This is a genomic window from Kribbella qitaiheensis (genome assembly GCF_042657745.1).
Lineage (GTDB): Bacteria > Actinomycetota > Actinomycetes > Propionibacteriales > Kribbellaceae > Kribbella > Kribbella qitaiheensis.
In genome coordinates, this window is record NZ_JBHSKE010000051.1 from 105607 (window position 1) to 120096 (window position 14490).

Annotated in this window: 15 protein-coding genes; 10 read left to right on the forward strand and 5 right to left on the reverse strand. The window is 68.5% G+C overall.

The window, feature by feature from the left end; all coding sequences use genetic code 11:
• A complete protein-coding gene (locus ACFPJ1_RS32345) occupies positions 1-804 on the reverse strand; it encodes a L,D-transpeptidase family protein (protein ID WP_380109768.1) in 804 nt (267 codons plus the stop codon).
• Positions 805-1037: 233 nt separating this feature from the next.
• Between ACFPJ1_RS32345 and ACFPJ1_RS32350 the strand changes: the two genes are divergently transcribed.
• Positions 1038-1532: an O-acetyl-ADP-ribose deacetylase gene (locus ACFPJ1_RS32350; protein ID WP_132291888.1), complete on the forward strand. Its 495-nt coding sequence runs from the start codon at positions 1038-1040 to the stop codon at positions 1530-1532.
• A 64-nt stretch (positions 1533-1596) separates the two neighbouring features.
• Here ACFPJ1_RS32350 and ACFPJ1_RS32355 read toward each other — a convergent pair whose 3' ends face one another.
• Positions 1597-2172 carry a L,D-transpeptidase gene (locus ACFPJ1_RS32355; protein WP_380109770.1) on the reverse strand — a complete coding sequence of 192 codons (576 nt, stop codon included), beginning with the start codon at positions 2170-2172 and terminating at the stop codon, positions 1597-1599.
• Positions 2173-2298: 126 nt separating this feature from the next.
• A complete protein-coding gene (typA, locus tag ACFPJ1_RS32360) occupies positions 2299-4161 on the reverse strand; it encodes a translational GTPase TypA (RefSeq protein ID WP_380109772.1) in 1863 nt (620 codons plus the stop codon).
• 346 nt (positions 4162-4507) lie between these two features.
• Between typA and ACFPJ1_RS32365 the strand changes: the two genes are divergently transcribed.
• On the forward strand, positions 4508-5143 hold the full coding sequence (locus tag ACFPJ1_RS32365) for a TetR/AcrR family transcriptional regulator (RefSeq protein WP_380109774.1): 636 nt from the start codon (positions 4508-4510) through the stop codon (positions 5141-5143).
• Between the two features lie 27 nt (positions 5144-5170).
• Here ACFPJ1_RS32365 and ACFPJ1_RS32370 read toward each other — a convergent pair whose 3' ends face one another.
• The gene (locus ACFPJ1_RS32370; RefSeq protein WP_380109775.1) at positions 5171-5920 is read right to left on the reverse strand and encodes an SDR family NAD(P)-dependent oxidoreductase; all 750 of its coding nucleotides are present in this window, start codon (positions 5918-5920) and stop codon (positions 5171-5173) included.
• A gap of 101 nt (positions 5921-6021) precedes the next feature.
• Here ACFPJ1_RS32370 and ACFPJ1_RS32375 point away from each other — a divergent pair, with 101 nt between their 5' ends.
• From ACFPJ1_RS32375 to ACFPJ1_RS32390, 4 genes are read left to right on the forward strand one after another with little or no spacing between them, the layout of a single operon-like run.
• Positions 6022-6981 (forward strand): hypothetical protein, encoded by a 960-nt coding sequence (locus tag ACFPJ1_RS32375; RefSeq protein ID WP_380109777.1) that lies wholly within the window; start codon positions 6022-6024, stop codon positions 6979-6981.
• A gap of 47 nt (positions 6982-7028) precedes the next feature.
• Entirely contained in the window at positions 7029-8315 is a 1287-nt protein-coding gene (mshA, locus tag ACFPJ1_RS32380) for a D-inositol-3-phosphate glycosyltransferase (RefSeq protein ID WP_380109778.1), read from the forward strand.
• Positions 8315-8803, forward strand: a complete 489-nt coding sequence (locus ACFPJ1_RS32385; RefSeq protein ID WP_380109779.1) for a type III secretion system chaperone family protein — start codon at positions 8315-8317, stop codon at positions 8801-8803. Before mshA ends, ACFPJ1_RS32385 begins: the two co-directional genes overlap by 1 nt.
• 9 nt (positions 8804-8812) lie before the next feature.
• Positions 8813-9559: a phosphoglyceromutase gene (locus ACFPJ1_RS32390; protein WP_380109781.1), complete on the forward strand. Its 747-nt coding sequence runs from the start codon at positions 8813-8815 to the stop codon at positions 9557-9559.
• 387 nt (positions 9560-9946) lie between these two features.
• Here ACFPJ1_RS32390 and phoU read toward each other — a convergent pair whose 3' ends face one another.
• Positions 9947-10657: a phosphate signaling complex protein PhoU gene (gene phoU, locus ACFPJ1_RS32395; protein ID WP_380109783.1), complete on the reverse strand. Its 711-nt coding sequence runs from the start codon at positions 10655-10657 to the stop codon at positions 9947-9949.
• Between the two features lie 236 nt (positions 10658-10893).
• Between phoU and ACFPJ1_RS32400 the strand changes: the two genes are divergently transcribed.
• The 4 genes from ACFPJ1_RS32400 to ACFPJ1_RS32415 all read left to right on the forward strand — a co-directional run bounded on the left by ACFPJ1_RS32400 (position 10894) and on the right by ACFPJ1_RS32415 (position 14165).
• Positions 10894-12114 (forward strand): sensor histidine kinase, encoded by a 1221-nt coding sequence (locus ACFPJ1_RS32400; RefSeq protein ID WP_380109784.1) that lies wholly within the window; start codon positions 10894-10896, stop codon positions 12112-12114.
• On the forward strand, positions 12111-12788 hold the full coding sequence (locus ACFPJ1_RS32405; protein ID WP_132189066.1) for a response regulator transcription factor: 678 nt from the start codon (positions 12111-12113) through the stop codon (positions 12786-12788). Before ACFPJ1_RS32400 ends, ACFPJ1_RS32405 begins: the two co-directional genes overlap by 4 nt.
• A gap of 319 nt (positions 12789-13107) precedes the next feature.
• Positions 13108-13746: a nucleotidyltransferase domain-containing protein gene (locus ACFPJ1_RS32410; RefSeq protein ID WP_380109786.1), complete on the forward strand. Its 639-nt coding sequence runs from the start codon at positions 13108-13110 to the stop codon at positions 13744-13746.
• On the forward strand, positions 13743-14165 hold the full coding sequence (locus ACFPJ1_RS32415) for a hypothetical protein (RefSeq protein WP_380109788.1): 423 nt from the start codon (positions 13743-13745) through the stop codon (positions 14163-14165). Before ACFPJ1_RS32410 ends, ACFPJ1_RS32415 begins: the two co-directional genes overlap by 4 nt.
• The last annotated feature ends 325 nt before the right edge of the window (positions 14166-14490 follow it).

Genomic DNA, 14490 nt, shown 5'->3' on the forward strand with positions numbered 1-14490 from the left:
CTACGAGCGGTAGACGATGACCTTGTCGCCTACCTTGACCTGGTCGAAGAGGGCCTGGATCTTGGCCAGGTCTCGGACGTTGACGCAGCCGTGGGAGGCTCCGTTGTAGCCGCGGGCGGCGAAGTCGGAGGAGTAGTGGACTGCCTGGCCGCCGCTGAAGAACATCGCGTACGGCATCGCGGAGTCGTACAGCTTGGAGACGTGGTTCCGGCTCTTCCAGCCGACCGTGAACCCACCCTCGCGGGTGGCCGTCTTCTGGGCGCCGAAGCGGACGTCCAGCTGCATCTTGACGGCGCCGTCGACCACGTAGCGCAGCTTCCGGGTGCTCTTGTCGATGCAGAGTGCGACGCCGGTCGCGCAGCGGGCGTCGAGCTTCTTGCCGTTCACCACGGGTGCCGGCGGGAAGAGTTCGGCCTGGGTGGGCTCGTGGGTGACCGCGGACAGCTTCGTCCAGGTGTTCTGGTCGACGTAGCCGATCGGCGGGATCCCCTTGGTGCTCTGGAACTTCTTCACCGCGGACCGGGTCATCGTGCCGAACGAGTTGTCCATGAACTGCTTGTCGAGCAGCTTGAGCTGGACCAGGCGAGCCTCGACCTTGCGGACCGGCGCACCGCTGGAGCCGTTGCTCCACAGCGCCTTCGGGTAGATCGGCAGCTCGCCGCTGACCTCGAACTGCACGGTCTTCAGCTCGGCTGGCGCGGCAGACGCAGTGATTCCGGAACCGGCGAGTCCAGCAATTGCCGCCGTCGTGACAGCAGCAGCCAGCACACTACGCACGATCAGCGCACTACGAGTCCAGCGCATCGAAATCCCCTCGTCGATCCGTCCCTACAGCAGTGGGACGCCCTCACAGACCGGTTGGTTGGCGTCGGGCGGACGCTTCGCACCGGTCTGTTTCCCCGGTGCCGGCCAAGCGTAAGTTGCAGAAGACAACCTGGTCATCTTTTGTAAGCAACTCGTGACCAGCCTCACCCGCATCGTCACGGAGAGACTGCACCGTCACCGAGAGACTGCACCATCATGGAGAGGAAGGCGTGATGGAGATCGTACTGAAGACCGCCGACATCACCACGGTGCCCGCGGACGCGATCGTCAACGCCGCACACCATGCCCTGCGCGGAGGGGGCGGCGTGGACGGTGCGATCCACCACGCCGGTGGGCCGTCGATCCTGGCCGAGTGCATCGAGAGGTACCCGAACGGTGTTCCCACCGGGGAGGCCGGCTGGACCACCGCGGGGAACCTGCCGGCGCGGTACGTGATCCATGTGGTCGGGCCGAATTACACCGCGGGACAACGGGATCCGGCGCTGCTCGAGTCCTGTTATCGGAACGCATTGCGGCTGGCGGACGAGTTGGGAGCCAGGCGCCTGACGCTTCCGGCCGTATCAGCCGGCATCTACGGATGGCCCGCGCAGTCGGCGGCGGACCTCGCAGTACAGACGTTGCGGGAGACGGAGACCGAGGTCGAGGAGGCGACGTTCTGCCTGGTCGAACCGCGGCTCCACAAGGCGTTCACGAAAGCGTTGGAGTGACACGAACAGCGGCGGCCGGGGGAGACCCCGACCGTCGCTGCTTCTGCTGCTGAAACGAGAAAGCTCAGGCGCTGTAGACGAGAACCTTGTCGCCGATCTTCACGTGGGCGAAGATCCAGGCGATCTTCTTCTTGTCCCGCATGTTCACGCAGCCGTGCGAGGCGCCGTTGTAGCCACGGGCCTTGAAGTCCGACGAGTAGTGCACGGCCTGGCCACCGCTGAAGAACATCGAGTACGGCATCGGCGAGTGGTAGATCGACGAGACGTGGTTCTTCGACTTGCGGTAGACCTTGAACATGCCGTTCCGGGTCGGGGTCCGCTTGGCGCCGAAGCGCGCGTCCCCCACGGCAAGAGCCTTGCCGTTGACCATGAGCACCACCTTGCGGGTCTTCTTGTTGATGCAGAGGATCCGGCCTTTCATGCAGCGCTTGTCGATACGCAGCTTGCCCGGAACCAAGGTGCTCTTCGCCGTGGCCTTGGCGGCCGGGGCGACAGCCGCCTTGGGCGCAACCTTCGGAGCCACCGCCACGGCCTTGCCGGCGACCGGAGCCGCATCGGCTGTCGTGGCAGCGGTCAGGACGCCGACCCCCAGCATCGCGACCGCCGTCGTGGTGGCGCCGAGCTTACGCAGAATACCCATGTTCTTTTTTCCTTCCCCCAACTGATGTGCTTTTCACTAGGTAGACGCCATGGCGATCCGCCCGGTTGGTAACGATCCGCAAACTTCTCCCCGCCGGACCGACCAACCAGGTCAGTGATTCGCCTGTCAGGCCTTCGACTTGCGACCGAGCTTCGCGCGCTCGATCTGGGTCAGCGCGACCTTACGCATCCGGATGGCATCCGGGGTGACTTCGACACACTCGTCCTCGCGGCAGAATTCGAGCGACTGCTCGAGCGAGAGCTTGCGGGCCGGCACCAGCTTCTCGAACTCGTCCGCGTTGGAGCGGACGTTCGTCATCTTCTTCTCGCGGGTGATGTTGACGTCCATGTCGTCGGCGCGGGAGTTCTCGCCGACGATCATGCCCTCGTAGACGTCGGTGCCCGGCTCGCAGAACATCGTGCCGCGCTCCTGCAGGTTCACCATCGCGTACGACGTCGTGACGCCGGTGCGGTCCGACACCAGCGAGCCGGACGGTCGGGTGCGTAGTTCGCCGAACCACGGCTCGTAGCCTTCGAACACGTGGTGCGCGATACCGGTACCGCGGGTGTCGGTGAGGAACTCGGTGCGGAAGCCGATCAGGCCTCGCGCGGGCACCAGGAACTCCATCCGGACCCAGCCGGTGCCGTGGTTCGTCATCTGCTCCATCCGGCCCTTGCGGACCGCGAGCAGCTGGGTGACGGTACCGAGGTACTCCTCCGGGCAGTCGATCGTCAGTCGCTCGACCGGCTCGTGCCGCTTGCCGTCGATCTCCCGGGTGACCACCTGGGGCTTGCCGACGGTCAGCTCGTAGCCCTCGCGGCGCATCTGCTCGACCAGGATGGCCAGCGCCAGCTCACCACGGCCCTGCACCTCCCAGGTGTCGGGACGCTCGGTCGGCAGCACCTTGAGCGACACGTTGCCGACGAGTTCGCGGTCGAGCCGGTCCTTGACCAGCCGGGCGGTGACCTTGGTGCCCTTGATCCGGCCGGCCAGCGGCGAGCTGTTGGTACCGATCGTCATCGAGATGGCCGGCTCGTCCACGGTGATGAACGGCAGCGGCTTCGGGTTCTCCGGGTCGGCCAGGGTGTCACCGATCATGATCTCCGGGATGCCCGCGATCGCGACGATGTCACCAGGTCCGGCCGACTCGCCGGGCACCCGCTCGAGCGCCTCGGTGACGAGCAGTTCGGTGATCTTGACCCGCTGGATGGTGCCGTCGTGCTTGCACCAGGCGACCTGCGCGCCCTTCTTCAGGGTGCCCTCGTGCACCCGGACCAGCGCGAGCCGGCCGAGGAACGGCGAGGCGTCCAGGTTGGTGACGTGCGCCTGCAGCGGCGCGCCCTCGGTGTACTCCGGGGCCGGCACGTTCGCCAGGATCGTCTCGAACAGCGGCTCGAGGTCCTCGGAGTCCGGCATGCCGCCGTCCTCCGGCTGGGTCAGCGAGGCGCGACCGGCGCGGGCGGAGGCGTAGACGACCGGGAAGTCCAGCGCGCTCTGGTCCGCGTCGTGGTCCAGCAGGTCCAGGAACAGTTCGTAGGTCTCGTCCACGACCTCGGCGATCCGGGCGTCTGGACGGTCCACCTTGTTCACCACGAGGATCACCGGCATGTTGCGGGCCAGCGCCTTGCGCAGGACGAAGCGGGTCTGCGGCAGCGGGCCCTCGGAAGCGTCGACCAGCAGCACGATCGCGTCCACCATCGACAGGCCGCGCTCGACCTCACCGCCGAAGTCGGCGTGGCCGGGGGTGTCGATGATGTTGAGCGTCATCTGCTCGCCGTTGGCCATCTTGTGCCGGACGGCGGTGTTCTTGGCGAGGATCGTGATGCCCTTCTCACGCTCCAGGTCACCTGAATCCATCGCTCGTTCGTCGACGTGCTGGTGGGCTCCGAAGGCACCGGACTGCCACAGCATCGCGTCGACCAGGGTGGTCTTCCCGTGGTCGACGTGGGCCACGATGGCCACGTTGCGCAGATCATTACGGAGGGGCATGCGGAAGCGCTCCAAGCAAATTTGAGATTCGGTGGCCAGGCGGTGGCTGCGGCTTGAGCCCGTGCCACTTCGCAGGGCGCAGCGCTCCCATGGTACGGCGCACGGACCGTGACCACGAAACCGGTCACGGGGCCGGCCGCGAATCCGGTCACCCGGGGGCCGGCCCCGGAATCGGTCGCACCGAGCGTGTCCACGAAGCGGTTGAGCCTTTGACATTTCGTTCGCTGTACGTACAGTCTATGAACAGGCGCCTGGGGAGGGGCCTGCAACGGGGGGCCAGCACGGAGCGCCGAGTGTCTGCGGGGGGTGAGACTCGGCCTCCGTGGCCCTGGCCGGAAAAGAAGAGATGCCGCGATCGGTCACCACCAACCGTGAGCTACGGGAGAAGTCCCGCGAGCGGATCCTTGCCGCTGCCCTGGAGGTCTTCGCCGAGAAGGGCTACGAGGCCGCCTCGATCTCCGAGGTCACGGAGCGGGCGGCGGTGTCTCGCGGACTGGTCACCTACTACTTCACCAGCAAGCAGCGGCTCGCCGCCGAGTTGCTGGACCGCTGGCTGGACGGGATCGGCGGGATCCTCGGGCTCCAGGGCAGCGCGGATGAGCGGCTGGCCGGGATCATCGACGGCAGCCTGATGGCGGCGGCCGCCACCCTGCCGGTGCAGCGGCTGGCGATCACGCTGATGATGCTGCCGACCACGCACCCGATCTTCGCCGAGGTGGAGGCCGAGAAGGCGGGCCGGGTGCGCGAGATGGAGGACGCGATCCGGTCGATCTTCGCCGAGCGCGGCGCCGCCGAGCCGGCTGTCGAGGAGATGTTGCTCAGGGCAACACTCGAGGGCGTGACGGTGAAGATGGCGATCTACCCCGGAACCTTCCCGGTCGAGGCCATCCGCCGCCGCCTGCACGCGTCGTACGGCCTTCCGGAGCCCACCGCCCCGTTGCCGATCCCGTCACCGCAGGTCGACCGCCTCCGCGCCAAATAGCCGGTACTGCGTGCGCGCCGGTCGTCCTTACCGGACTCGGTGGACCTTGTGCTGGGCTGCTTGGGCTCGGGGGCGGACCGTGAGGCGGTCGATGTTGACGTGGGGCGGTCGGGTGGCGACCCACGCGACGATGTCGGCGATGTCCTCGGAGACCAGCGGCTCGGCGACGCCCGCGTAGACGGCTTCGGCCTTGGCCTGGTCGCCCTCGAACCTGGTCAGTGCGAACCCCTCGCTCTTCACCATCCCCGGCGCGATCTCGCAGACCCGGACCGGCTGGTCGTACAACTCCAGCCGCAGGGTGTCCACGACCGCCTTCACCGCGTGCTTGGCCGCGACGTACCCGCCGCCGCCCTCGTAGGCGACCTGGCCGGCGGTGGAGCCCATCACGATGATCTGGCCCTCGCCCGCGATGAGTGCCGGGAGCAACGACTTGGTGACCGCGGCGACGCCGATCACGTTCACCTCGTACATCCTCCGCCAGGCATCGAGATCGGCCTCGGCGACGGGTTCGAAGCCGAAGGCGCCGCCCGCGTTGTTCACCAGCAGGTCGAGCCGATCGCCCACCTCGGCGGCCAGCCGGGCGACGTCCTCGGCAACGGTAACGTCGCACCGCACCGCGCGCCCGTCGATCTCCTTCGCCAGCGCCTCGACCCGGTCCAGCCGGCGGGCCGCACAGATCACCTCGAACCCCTCCCCGGCGAGACGACGGGCCGACGCGGCCCCGATCCCACTGCTGGCTCCGGTGACGACGGCGACAGGCCTCGATGCTCCGCTCATGCCCTAAGTCTCCCAGCCTGCTTGCCTGCCGACGGAACCAGTCCGCACAGTAGAACGTCGGGTGTTCGAGACGACAGTGATCTGGCGGTCGAGGGGGCGTTGTGGGGAAGGACGAGCGCAAGCGGCGGAAGTCGAAGTCCGGCCGTACGCCGAAGCCGGTCTTCTCGCCTGAGCTGCCGCCGGAGGCGCGGGACCTGTTCGCCGAACACCCGGACCTGATGGCGCCGGCGAGTGCCCCGGCGCCGAAGACGGGGAGTGACCTGCGGCGTACGCCCGGCGAATCGGTCGCGGCCCTCTTCTTCTTCGCCGGGCTCGAGGTCGGCCTCTGGTTCCTGGCGCGATGGATCCTCCACGCCGTCTTCCCCGATGGCCTGGCCGCCTGGCTGTCTGGCGGTGCCGCGGTGTTCGGCGTCTTCCTCCTGATCGCGGCGTTCGTCGGGGCGACGACGGAGTCTCAGCAGCGCGCTCTGGCCCGCAAGCACCACGGCGAGTACCTGCTGGCGGAGGACTGGGACGAGGACGCCACCGCGCTGATGCTTCGCGCCCAGCAGGCCGTCCGGGCCGTCCAGAAGTCCGAGGTCAACAAGCAGGGCCTGCTGGACGCGGTGAAGAACGACGTGGTCCTGCCGGAGCAGCTGTGGGACCTCGGCCGGGTGCTCCAGCAACAGTCGGTACTGCGGGCGCGGCAGGCCGAGCTCGGCAAAGGTCTCGGCGACGCCCAGTTGGACCAGATCCTCGGCCCGCAGCGGCAGGCGTTGAAGCTGTCGGCGACGGCGATGGAGGAGAAGGTCGCCAAGCTCGAGCGGTACGCCGAACAGGTCCACGACGCCGACGCAGTACTCCGGGCCGAGACCGTCGCGGCGATCGCTGCGGTAGACACAGACCGGTACGTCGAACTGCTCGCGAGCACGGAGATCGCCGGAGACAGCAGCCTGATCGAGGAGCTGAGCAAGGACACCTCCCGGGTGCACTCGACCCTGGCCGGCATCCTCGCGGCGGCCCTCGAAACCGGTCAGACCCTCGCCCTTCCCAGCAAGCAGGACCCTCCGCCCGCCGGATAGGGAGAAGTCCCGATTCCCCGCGATAGCGCCGGAGTTACGCTGGCCACGTGACGCAACCCCCTGACCGTCCCCTTCGGCGGGTCGCGATGATCAGCCTGCACACCTCGCCGCTGGACCAGCCCGGGATCGGAGATGCCGGCGGGATGAACGTCTACGTGGTGGAGCTGTCCAAGCGCCTCGCCGACCTCGGCATCGAGGTGGACGTCTTCACCCGGGCGACCGCCTCCGCACTGCCGGCCAAGGTCGAGCTGAGCCCCGGCGTGACCGTGCGCAACGTGGCCGCCGGCCCCTACGAGGGCCTGTCGAAGAACGAGCTTCCGGCGCAGCTGTGCACCTTCGCCCGCGCCGTACTGCGGGCCGAGGCGATCCGCGAACCCGGGTACTACGACGTGATCCACTCGCACTACTGGTTGTCCGGCCAGGTCGGACTGCTCGCCCGCGATCGGTGGGCCGTGCCGCTGGTGCACACCATGCACACGATGGCCAAGGTGAAGAACGCGAGCCTGGCCGACGACGACGTACCGGAGCCGCCGGCGCGGTTGCTCGGCGAGGAGCAGGTGGTCGAGGCCGCCGACCGGCTGCTCGCGAACACCGCCGACGAGGCGCAGGAGCTGATCAGCCTGTACGGCGCCCAGCCCGCCAAGGTCGGGGTGGTCAACCCGGGCGTCGACCTGGAGGTGTTCAGCCCGGGGGACCAGGCGGCCGCCCGTCGTGCCGTCGGGGTGGCCGAGGACGCGATCGTGCTCGCGTTCGTCGGGCGGATCCAGCCGCTGAAGGCGCCCGACATCCTGATCCGGGCGGCGGCCAGGATGCTCGAGCACGACCCGTCGCTGCGGGACCGGCTGGTGGTGGCGATCATCGGCGGCCCCTCGGGGAACGGGATGGAACACCCGGAGTCGCACGCGCTGCTCGCCCGGGATCTGAAGGTCGACGACGTCACCCGGTTCGTGAAGCCGATGGCACGAGCCGGGCTCGCGGAGTGGTACCGGGCGGCCTCGGTGGTCTGCGTACCGTCGTACTCCGAGTCCTTCGGGCTGGTCGCGCTGGAGGCGCAGGCCTGCGGTACGCCGGTGGTCGCGGCGGCCGTCGGCGGGCTGACCACGGCCGTCAGCGACGGCAACACCGGGCTGCTGGTCCCCGGCCACGCCATCGACGACTTCGCCGACGCGCTGGGCCGGATCGCGACGGATCCCGAGCGGCGCGAGACGATGAGTCGCGCCGCGGTCAAGCACGCCCGGGGGTTCGGCTGGGAACTGACGGCGAAGAAGACGCTGGCGGCCTATCGGAGGGCGCAGGAGACGATGGCGGCCGAACTGGCCGCGGAGGTTGGTTGATGAGGGTGTCCGCGGCAGACGTGATCCGTCAGGTGCTGACCGAGAACGACCTGGAGTTCACCGAGTCCGAACCAGGGGTCTTCGCGGCCGACCTGCCCGGCGAGCGCAAGCTGAAGACCACGGTCATGCTGACCGTCGGTAGCCAGGCGGTCCAGGTGCACGCGTTCGTGGCCCGCCGGCCGGACGAGAACCACGAGGCCGTCTACCGCTGGCTGCTGGAGCGGAACCTGAAGACGTACGGCGTCGCCTTCGCGGTCGACCACCTGGGCGACATCCACCTGGACGGGCGGGTGCCGCTGCATGCGATCACCCCGGTCGAGGTGGACCGGCTGCTCGGCGCGGTGCTCGAGTACGCCGACTCGTCGTTCAACACGATCCTGGAACTCGGCTTCGCCAGCTCGATCCGCAAGGAGTACGAGTGGCGGCTGTCCCGGGGCGAATCCACCCGGAACCTGGACGCGTTCAAGGGCTGGCTGGAGCCTCGGTAGGCTGTCGTCATGACCTACCGCCTGATCCTGCTGCGTCACGGCACCAGCGACTGGAACGCCAAGAATCTCTTCACCGGCTGGGTCGACGTCGACCTGAACGCGGGTGGCGTCGAGGAAGCTCAGCGCGGCGGTGAGCTGCTGCGCGACCGCGGCCTGCTGCCCGACATCCTGCACACCTCGGTGCTCCGCCGCGCGATCCGCACCGCGGAAATCGCACTCGAGGTCGCCGACCGCTCGTGGATCGACGTCCGCCGGTCCTGGCGGCTGAACGAGCGCCACTACGGCGGCCTGCAGGGCAAGGACAAGAAGCAGACCCTGGAGGAGCTCGGCGAGGAGCAGTTCATGCTGTTCCGCCGCTCCTACGACACCCCGCCCCCGCCGATCGAGCGCGGCTCGGAATTCGACCAGGCCGGCGACCCGCGGTACTCCGGACTGCCCTCGGAGTTGCTGCCGGCAACGGAATGCCTGAAGGACGTCGTCGAGCGGATGCTGCCGTACTGGTACGACGCGATCGTGCCGGACCTGCGGGCGGGCAAGACCGTGCTGGTGACCGCGCACGGCAACTCGCTGCGCGCGCTGGTCAAGCACCTGGACAACCTGGACGAGCAGACCATCGTCGGCCTCAACATCCCGACCGGTGTCCCGCTGTACTACGAGCTCGACGAGGACTTCCACCCGCTCAAGCCGGGCGGCGAGTACCTGGACCCCGAAGCGGCCGCCGCCGCCATCGAAGCCGTCAAGAACCAGGGCCGCTGACCTCCGCCACCTCCTCCTGCTCCCGGAGATCGAGAGCCCGAGGGCGGTCGAGCTCGTCCTGCGCCGAGGATGCTGCGCGACCACCTCGGGCCTCGCCGCGGATGTGGTGGCTCCGGACACCCTGACGGGACCTCGGACAGGGAATCGGGACCTCGGACAGGAAATGCCGTGACCCAGGTCCCTGCTTCGTGTCCCAGGTCCCCACATCTGACGGCTCCCGCCGTACCGGTGGACGAAGGATGAGCCTGCGCTCATTCGTGGATCGGGGACTTGGGGAAGCGATTACCTGGAACGGAAATCCACGACTGGGTGGTTGCGACCAGGCAGCGGGGACAACAAAGGCGCCTCCGGCAACAGTCGCTGGAGGCGCCTTCGGTGGTGCGTGGGTTAGTTGTTGCTGTTGGGGGACGGGGTGGAGGCGCCGGCGCCTGAGCCTGCGGCGGTGCCGCCGACGGCGACCGGGAGCTCGCCGGTGACCAGGTAGACGACCCGGCGGGCCATCGACACGGCGTGGTCGGCGATGCGCTCGTAGTACCGGCCGAGCAGCGCGATGTCGACCGCGACCTCGACGCCGTGCGGCCAGGAGTCATCCATCATCAGCCGGAACTGGTTGCTGCGCAGCTTGTCCATCTCGTCGTCGACCGTCTCCAGCTTGGCCGCCGCCTTGACGTCGCGGGACTTGATCACGTCACCCGCGCCGTCCACCATCCGGCCGGCGACGGCGCCCATCTCCTCGATCACGGCGTGCAGCTCGGTCGGGATCGCCGGCGCCGGGTAGCGCAGCCGGGCGATCTTCGACACGTGCGCGGCCAGGTCGCCCATCCGCTCCAGGTCGGCCACCATCCGCAGCGCGGCGACCAGCATCCGCAGCTCATTGGCGACCGGAGCCTGCCGGGCCATCAGATCGAAGACCTTCTCCTCGACACCTTCGCCGGCCGCGTCCAGCTTGATGTCGGCGGCAATCACTTCCTCTGCCTGCCGGATGTCGGCGGTCAGCAGTGCACTCGTCGAGCGGCGGACGGCGGTGGACACGGTCCGGGTCATCCGTTCGAGCTCGGCAAGGATGTCGTCCAGCTGCTCGTGGTAGGTCTCGCGCATCGTGTCTGCTTCCGATCTGTGGTGTCCGGTCGTGCTTCACGGGCGGCCGTGCCGGGCCACCGCCGACCGGGTACCCGGATGCGATGGACGCCATGCTCGCCCACGGTGGACGGTAGGCGGCCCAGGTTGCCGGACGGCGACGAGTGGTGAACGGCCGATGAACAGTTAGGACGTGTTCCGGTCATCCGGTGCTCATTCGGTCTTTCCCTCCTGGTTGCCCGCGTAGCATCGGTGCCGTGGACCCCACGCTGGCTGCGGTGCTGGGCGGCGTCATCGGCGCGGCCCTGGCCCTGCTTTCACTAGGCGCGATGGTGCTCAGTGAGCGTTCCCAGCAGAAGGTTCCGGTCACTTACGACCCCGTGGTCCCCACCGGCGTAGCCACCGTGCTGTCGGTACTGCGGTCCTCGGCCGTGGTGATGGGCCCGGAGGACCAGGTGCTCCAGGCCAGCGCCCCAGCCCACGTGCTCGGCATCGTACGCGGCGAGCGGCTGGTGGTGGACGACCTGCTCACCATGGTCCGGGCGGTCCGCCGGGACGGGGAGATCCGCCAGCAGGACCTCGAGATCGTCCGCGGCCGGCTCGGCGCCACGCAGTACGTGAGTGCCCGGGTGGCACCGCTCGGCAGCCAGTTCGTGCTCGTGCTGGTCGAGGACCGGACCCGCGAACGCCGGCTGGACGCGATCCGCCGCGACTTCACCGTGAACGTCAGCCACGAGCTGAAGACCCCGATCGGCGCGCTGATCCTGCTCGCCGATGCCGTCTCCGAGGCCTCGGACGACCCTGACGCCGTCCAACGGTTCTCGGGCCGGATGCGGGTCGAGGCGGCCCGGCTGAGCCGGCTGGTCAAGGAGATCATCGAGCTGTCGCGGCTGCAGGGCGACGACCCCCTGGAGAACCCCGGCCCCGTCGACATCAACGGCGTGATCGAAGCCGCCGTCGACCGGTGCCGGGTGGATGCGGAGGACCGCGACATCAACCTGGTGGTCAAGACCGACCCGTCGCTGGAGGTGATGGGCAGCGAGGACCAGCTCGCCATCGCGATCGGCAACCTGGTCGAGAACGCCGTCAACTACAGCCCCGACGGCACCCGGGTGGCGGTCGCCGCGCACCCGATCGGGGACCTGGTCGAGATCACCGTCAGCGACCAGGGCGTCGGGATCCCGAGCAGTGACCTGGAACGCATCTTCGAGCGGTTCTACCGGGTCGACCGGGCCCGGAGCCGCGAGACCGGTGGTACCGGACTCGGCCTGTCCATCGTCAAGCACATCGCCTCGATCCACGGTGGCGACGTGCGAGTCTGGAGCGTCGAGGGCCAGGGATCCACCTTCACCGTCCGACTCCCGCTGCGGCTCGATCCCGCGACCGGGCAACCGACGGACTCCTCCATCCAGGAGGAATCCGAGCAAACCCTGACGCCGACCCCGTCAGTGGAGAAAACCAAGGAGGCAGCTTCGTGACCCGTGTGCTGGTCGTCGAAGACGAAGAGAGCTATAGCGACGCGTTGTCGTACGTCCTGCGCAAGGAAGGGTTCGAGGTCGCCGTAGCGGAGACCGGCCCCGACGCGCTGGACGAGTACGACCGGGCCGGCGCCGACATCGTCCTGCTGGACCTGATGCTGCCCGGCCTGTCCGGGACCGAGGTCTGCCGGGCGCTGCGCAGTCGCGGCAACGTCCCGGTGATCATCGTCAGCGCCAAGGACACCGAGGTCGACAAGGTCGTCGGCCTCGAACTGGGTGCCGACGACTACGTCACCAAGCCCTACAGCCCCCGCGAACTGCTGGCCCGCATCCGCGCGGTCCTGCGCCGCGGCCAGGACGTCGAGCTGCTGCCCGACACCCTGGAGGCCGGCCCGGTCCGGATGGACGTGGAACGGCACGTGGTGACCGTGTCCGGGACCGAGATCCGGCTCCCGCTGAAGGAGTTCGAACTCCTCGAGATGCTGCTACGCAATACCGGCCGCGTCCTCACCCGCGGCCAGCTGATCGACCGCATCTGGGGAGCCGACTACGTGGGCGACACCAAGACCCTCGACGTCCACGTCAAACGCCTCCGCTCCAAGCTGGAGAAGGACCCCTCCAACCCATCCCACCTGGTAACAGTCCGAGGCCTCGGCTACAAATTCGAAGCCTGACAACCGATCCCACGTAGCACCAACCTCGCCGCTCCCACCCACCCGGGAACGGCGCTCCTACGTCACGCCCTGAATGACGAGCGCAGAGGTTCGTCGGCCCGCGGTGGGGACGGGTGGACTGGAGCCCACGCGAATCCTGCGTCGTCACTCCCGCCCACCCGCGGTCCGGCGCTCCTACGTCGCGCCCCGCGGTTGGCCCCGCTGCCGATCCGGTGAGGACTTCGGCCTGTGGAGAAGTGACCACAGAGCGCTATCGGGACTATAGTATCCATATGGTGACTATACCGAGCTCATCAGTACTGAAGTGCGGATCAGGCCCGTGGATCTGAGCCATCCCATCTCCACCGCGATCCCGTCACTCGACGGGCCGGTACTGGCGGTGCTCGCAGGTACTACGCAGCCGTTGACCGGCCGGCGGGTGCACAGCCTGGTCGGTGCGGGCAGCGAGACCGGCGTGCGGAAGGTGCTCCATCGGCTGGCAGACACCGGGCTCGTCGTGGCCGTCGAGGTGGGCGCGAGCACCGTGTACACGCTCAATCGCGACCACATCGCGGCCGCTGCGGTTCAGGAGCTGGCTAGCCTGCGAGAGCTGCTCTTCGAGCGTCTGCGCGTGTCGATCGGCAGTTGGGCGGTGGCCGCTGTCCATGCCAGCGTCTTCGGTTCGGCTGCTCGAGGGGACGGCTCGCTCAGCAGTGACATCGACATCCTCTTGGTCAGCGCCGACGAGACGGATCCCGAGGACCCGGTCTGGGTCGATCAGGTCAGCGCGCTGGCCGACGGGGTGTATCGCTGGACCGGCAATCACGCGCAGATCTACGGGCTGAGCGTCGCGCAGTTGCAGGACCACTTCGCGGCAGGCGAGCCGATCGTCGAGCAATGGGCCCGCGATGCCGTCAGGGTGCATGGTCCCGAGTTCCGGCAACTGCGTCACCAGCTCGCCGGGCGGTCGCACGGATGACGCCACGTTCGACCGGGCGTACGCAGGAATGCGGTAGGGCGCCGGCGCGGGTACGACTGACCCAGGCGCGGTCCTTCCTCGACGTGGCGGAACTCGTGATCGATGACCAGAGTGGTCTGGACACGGACGGCGTCGCGGCCGCGCTGGCAGTGTTGGCGGGGATAGCTGCGGCCGACGCGGCTTGTTGCTTCACCCTCGGCCTGCGCTCCCGCGGGCAGGATCACCGCCAGGCGCTGCAACTGGTGGCGCAGGTCGGAGCGGACGGCACGAAGCTGGCCAACGCACTCGGTCGACTGCTGGACATCAAGGATGGCGCGCACTACGGCGCAGTCTTTGTCGGCAATCAGACGGCCAGAGCAGCTCTCCGCCACGCGAAGGTGCTGGTCGAGGGAGCGGAGGTCGTGCTCAGAAGGGGGTGATGCGGGTTGCTGGGATCGTGGGACCGTCGCCAAGTGCACCACTCGCACACGATCCCGCGGCCACTCGCGCACGCCTCCGGCGCCCACCTGCCCGCGATCCCGCGCAGGCCGGCGAGCTACTTCGCGCGGCCACTCGCCCCTGCAGCCCGGCAATCGCCGAGCGCGGGCGGGTGGCGTACGCAACGACAGGTAGTGCTGCGTTGTCTGTGTGCCTCGGCCGCCGGCGGTAGGTGTGGAGGTGGGCGTCGCGGCGACGTCTTCCTAATGGGTGTTATCGGGTCGGTCGCTGGCAGACTCGGTGCCTGTAGCCGCTGGTAAGTGAGCA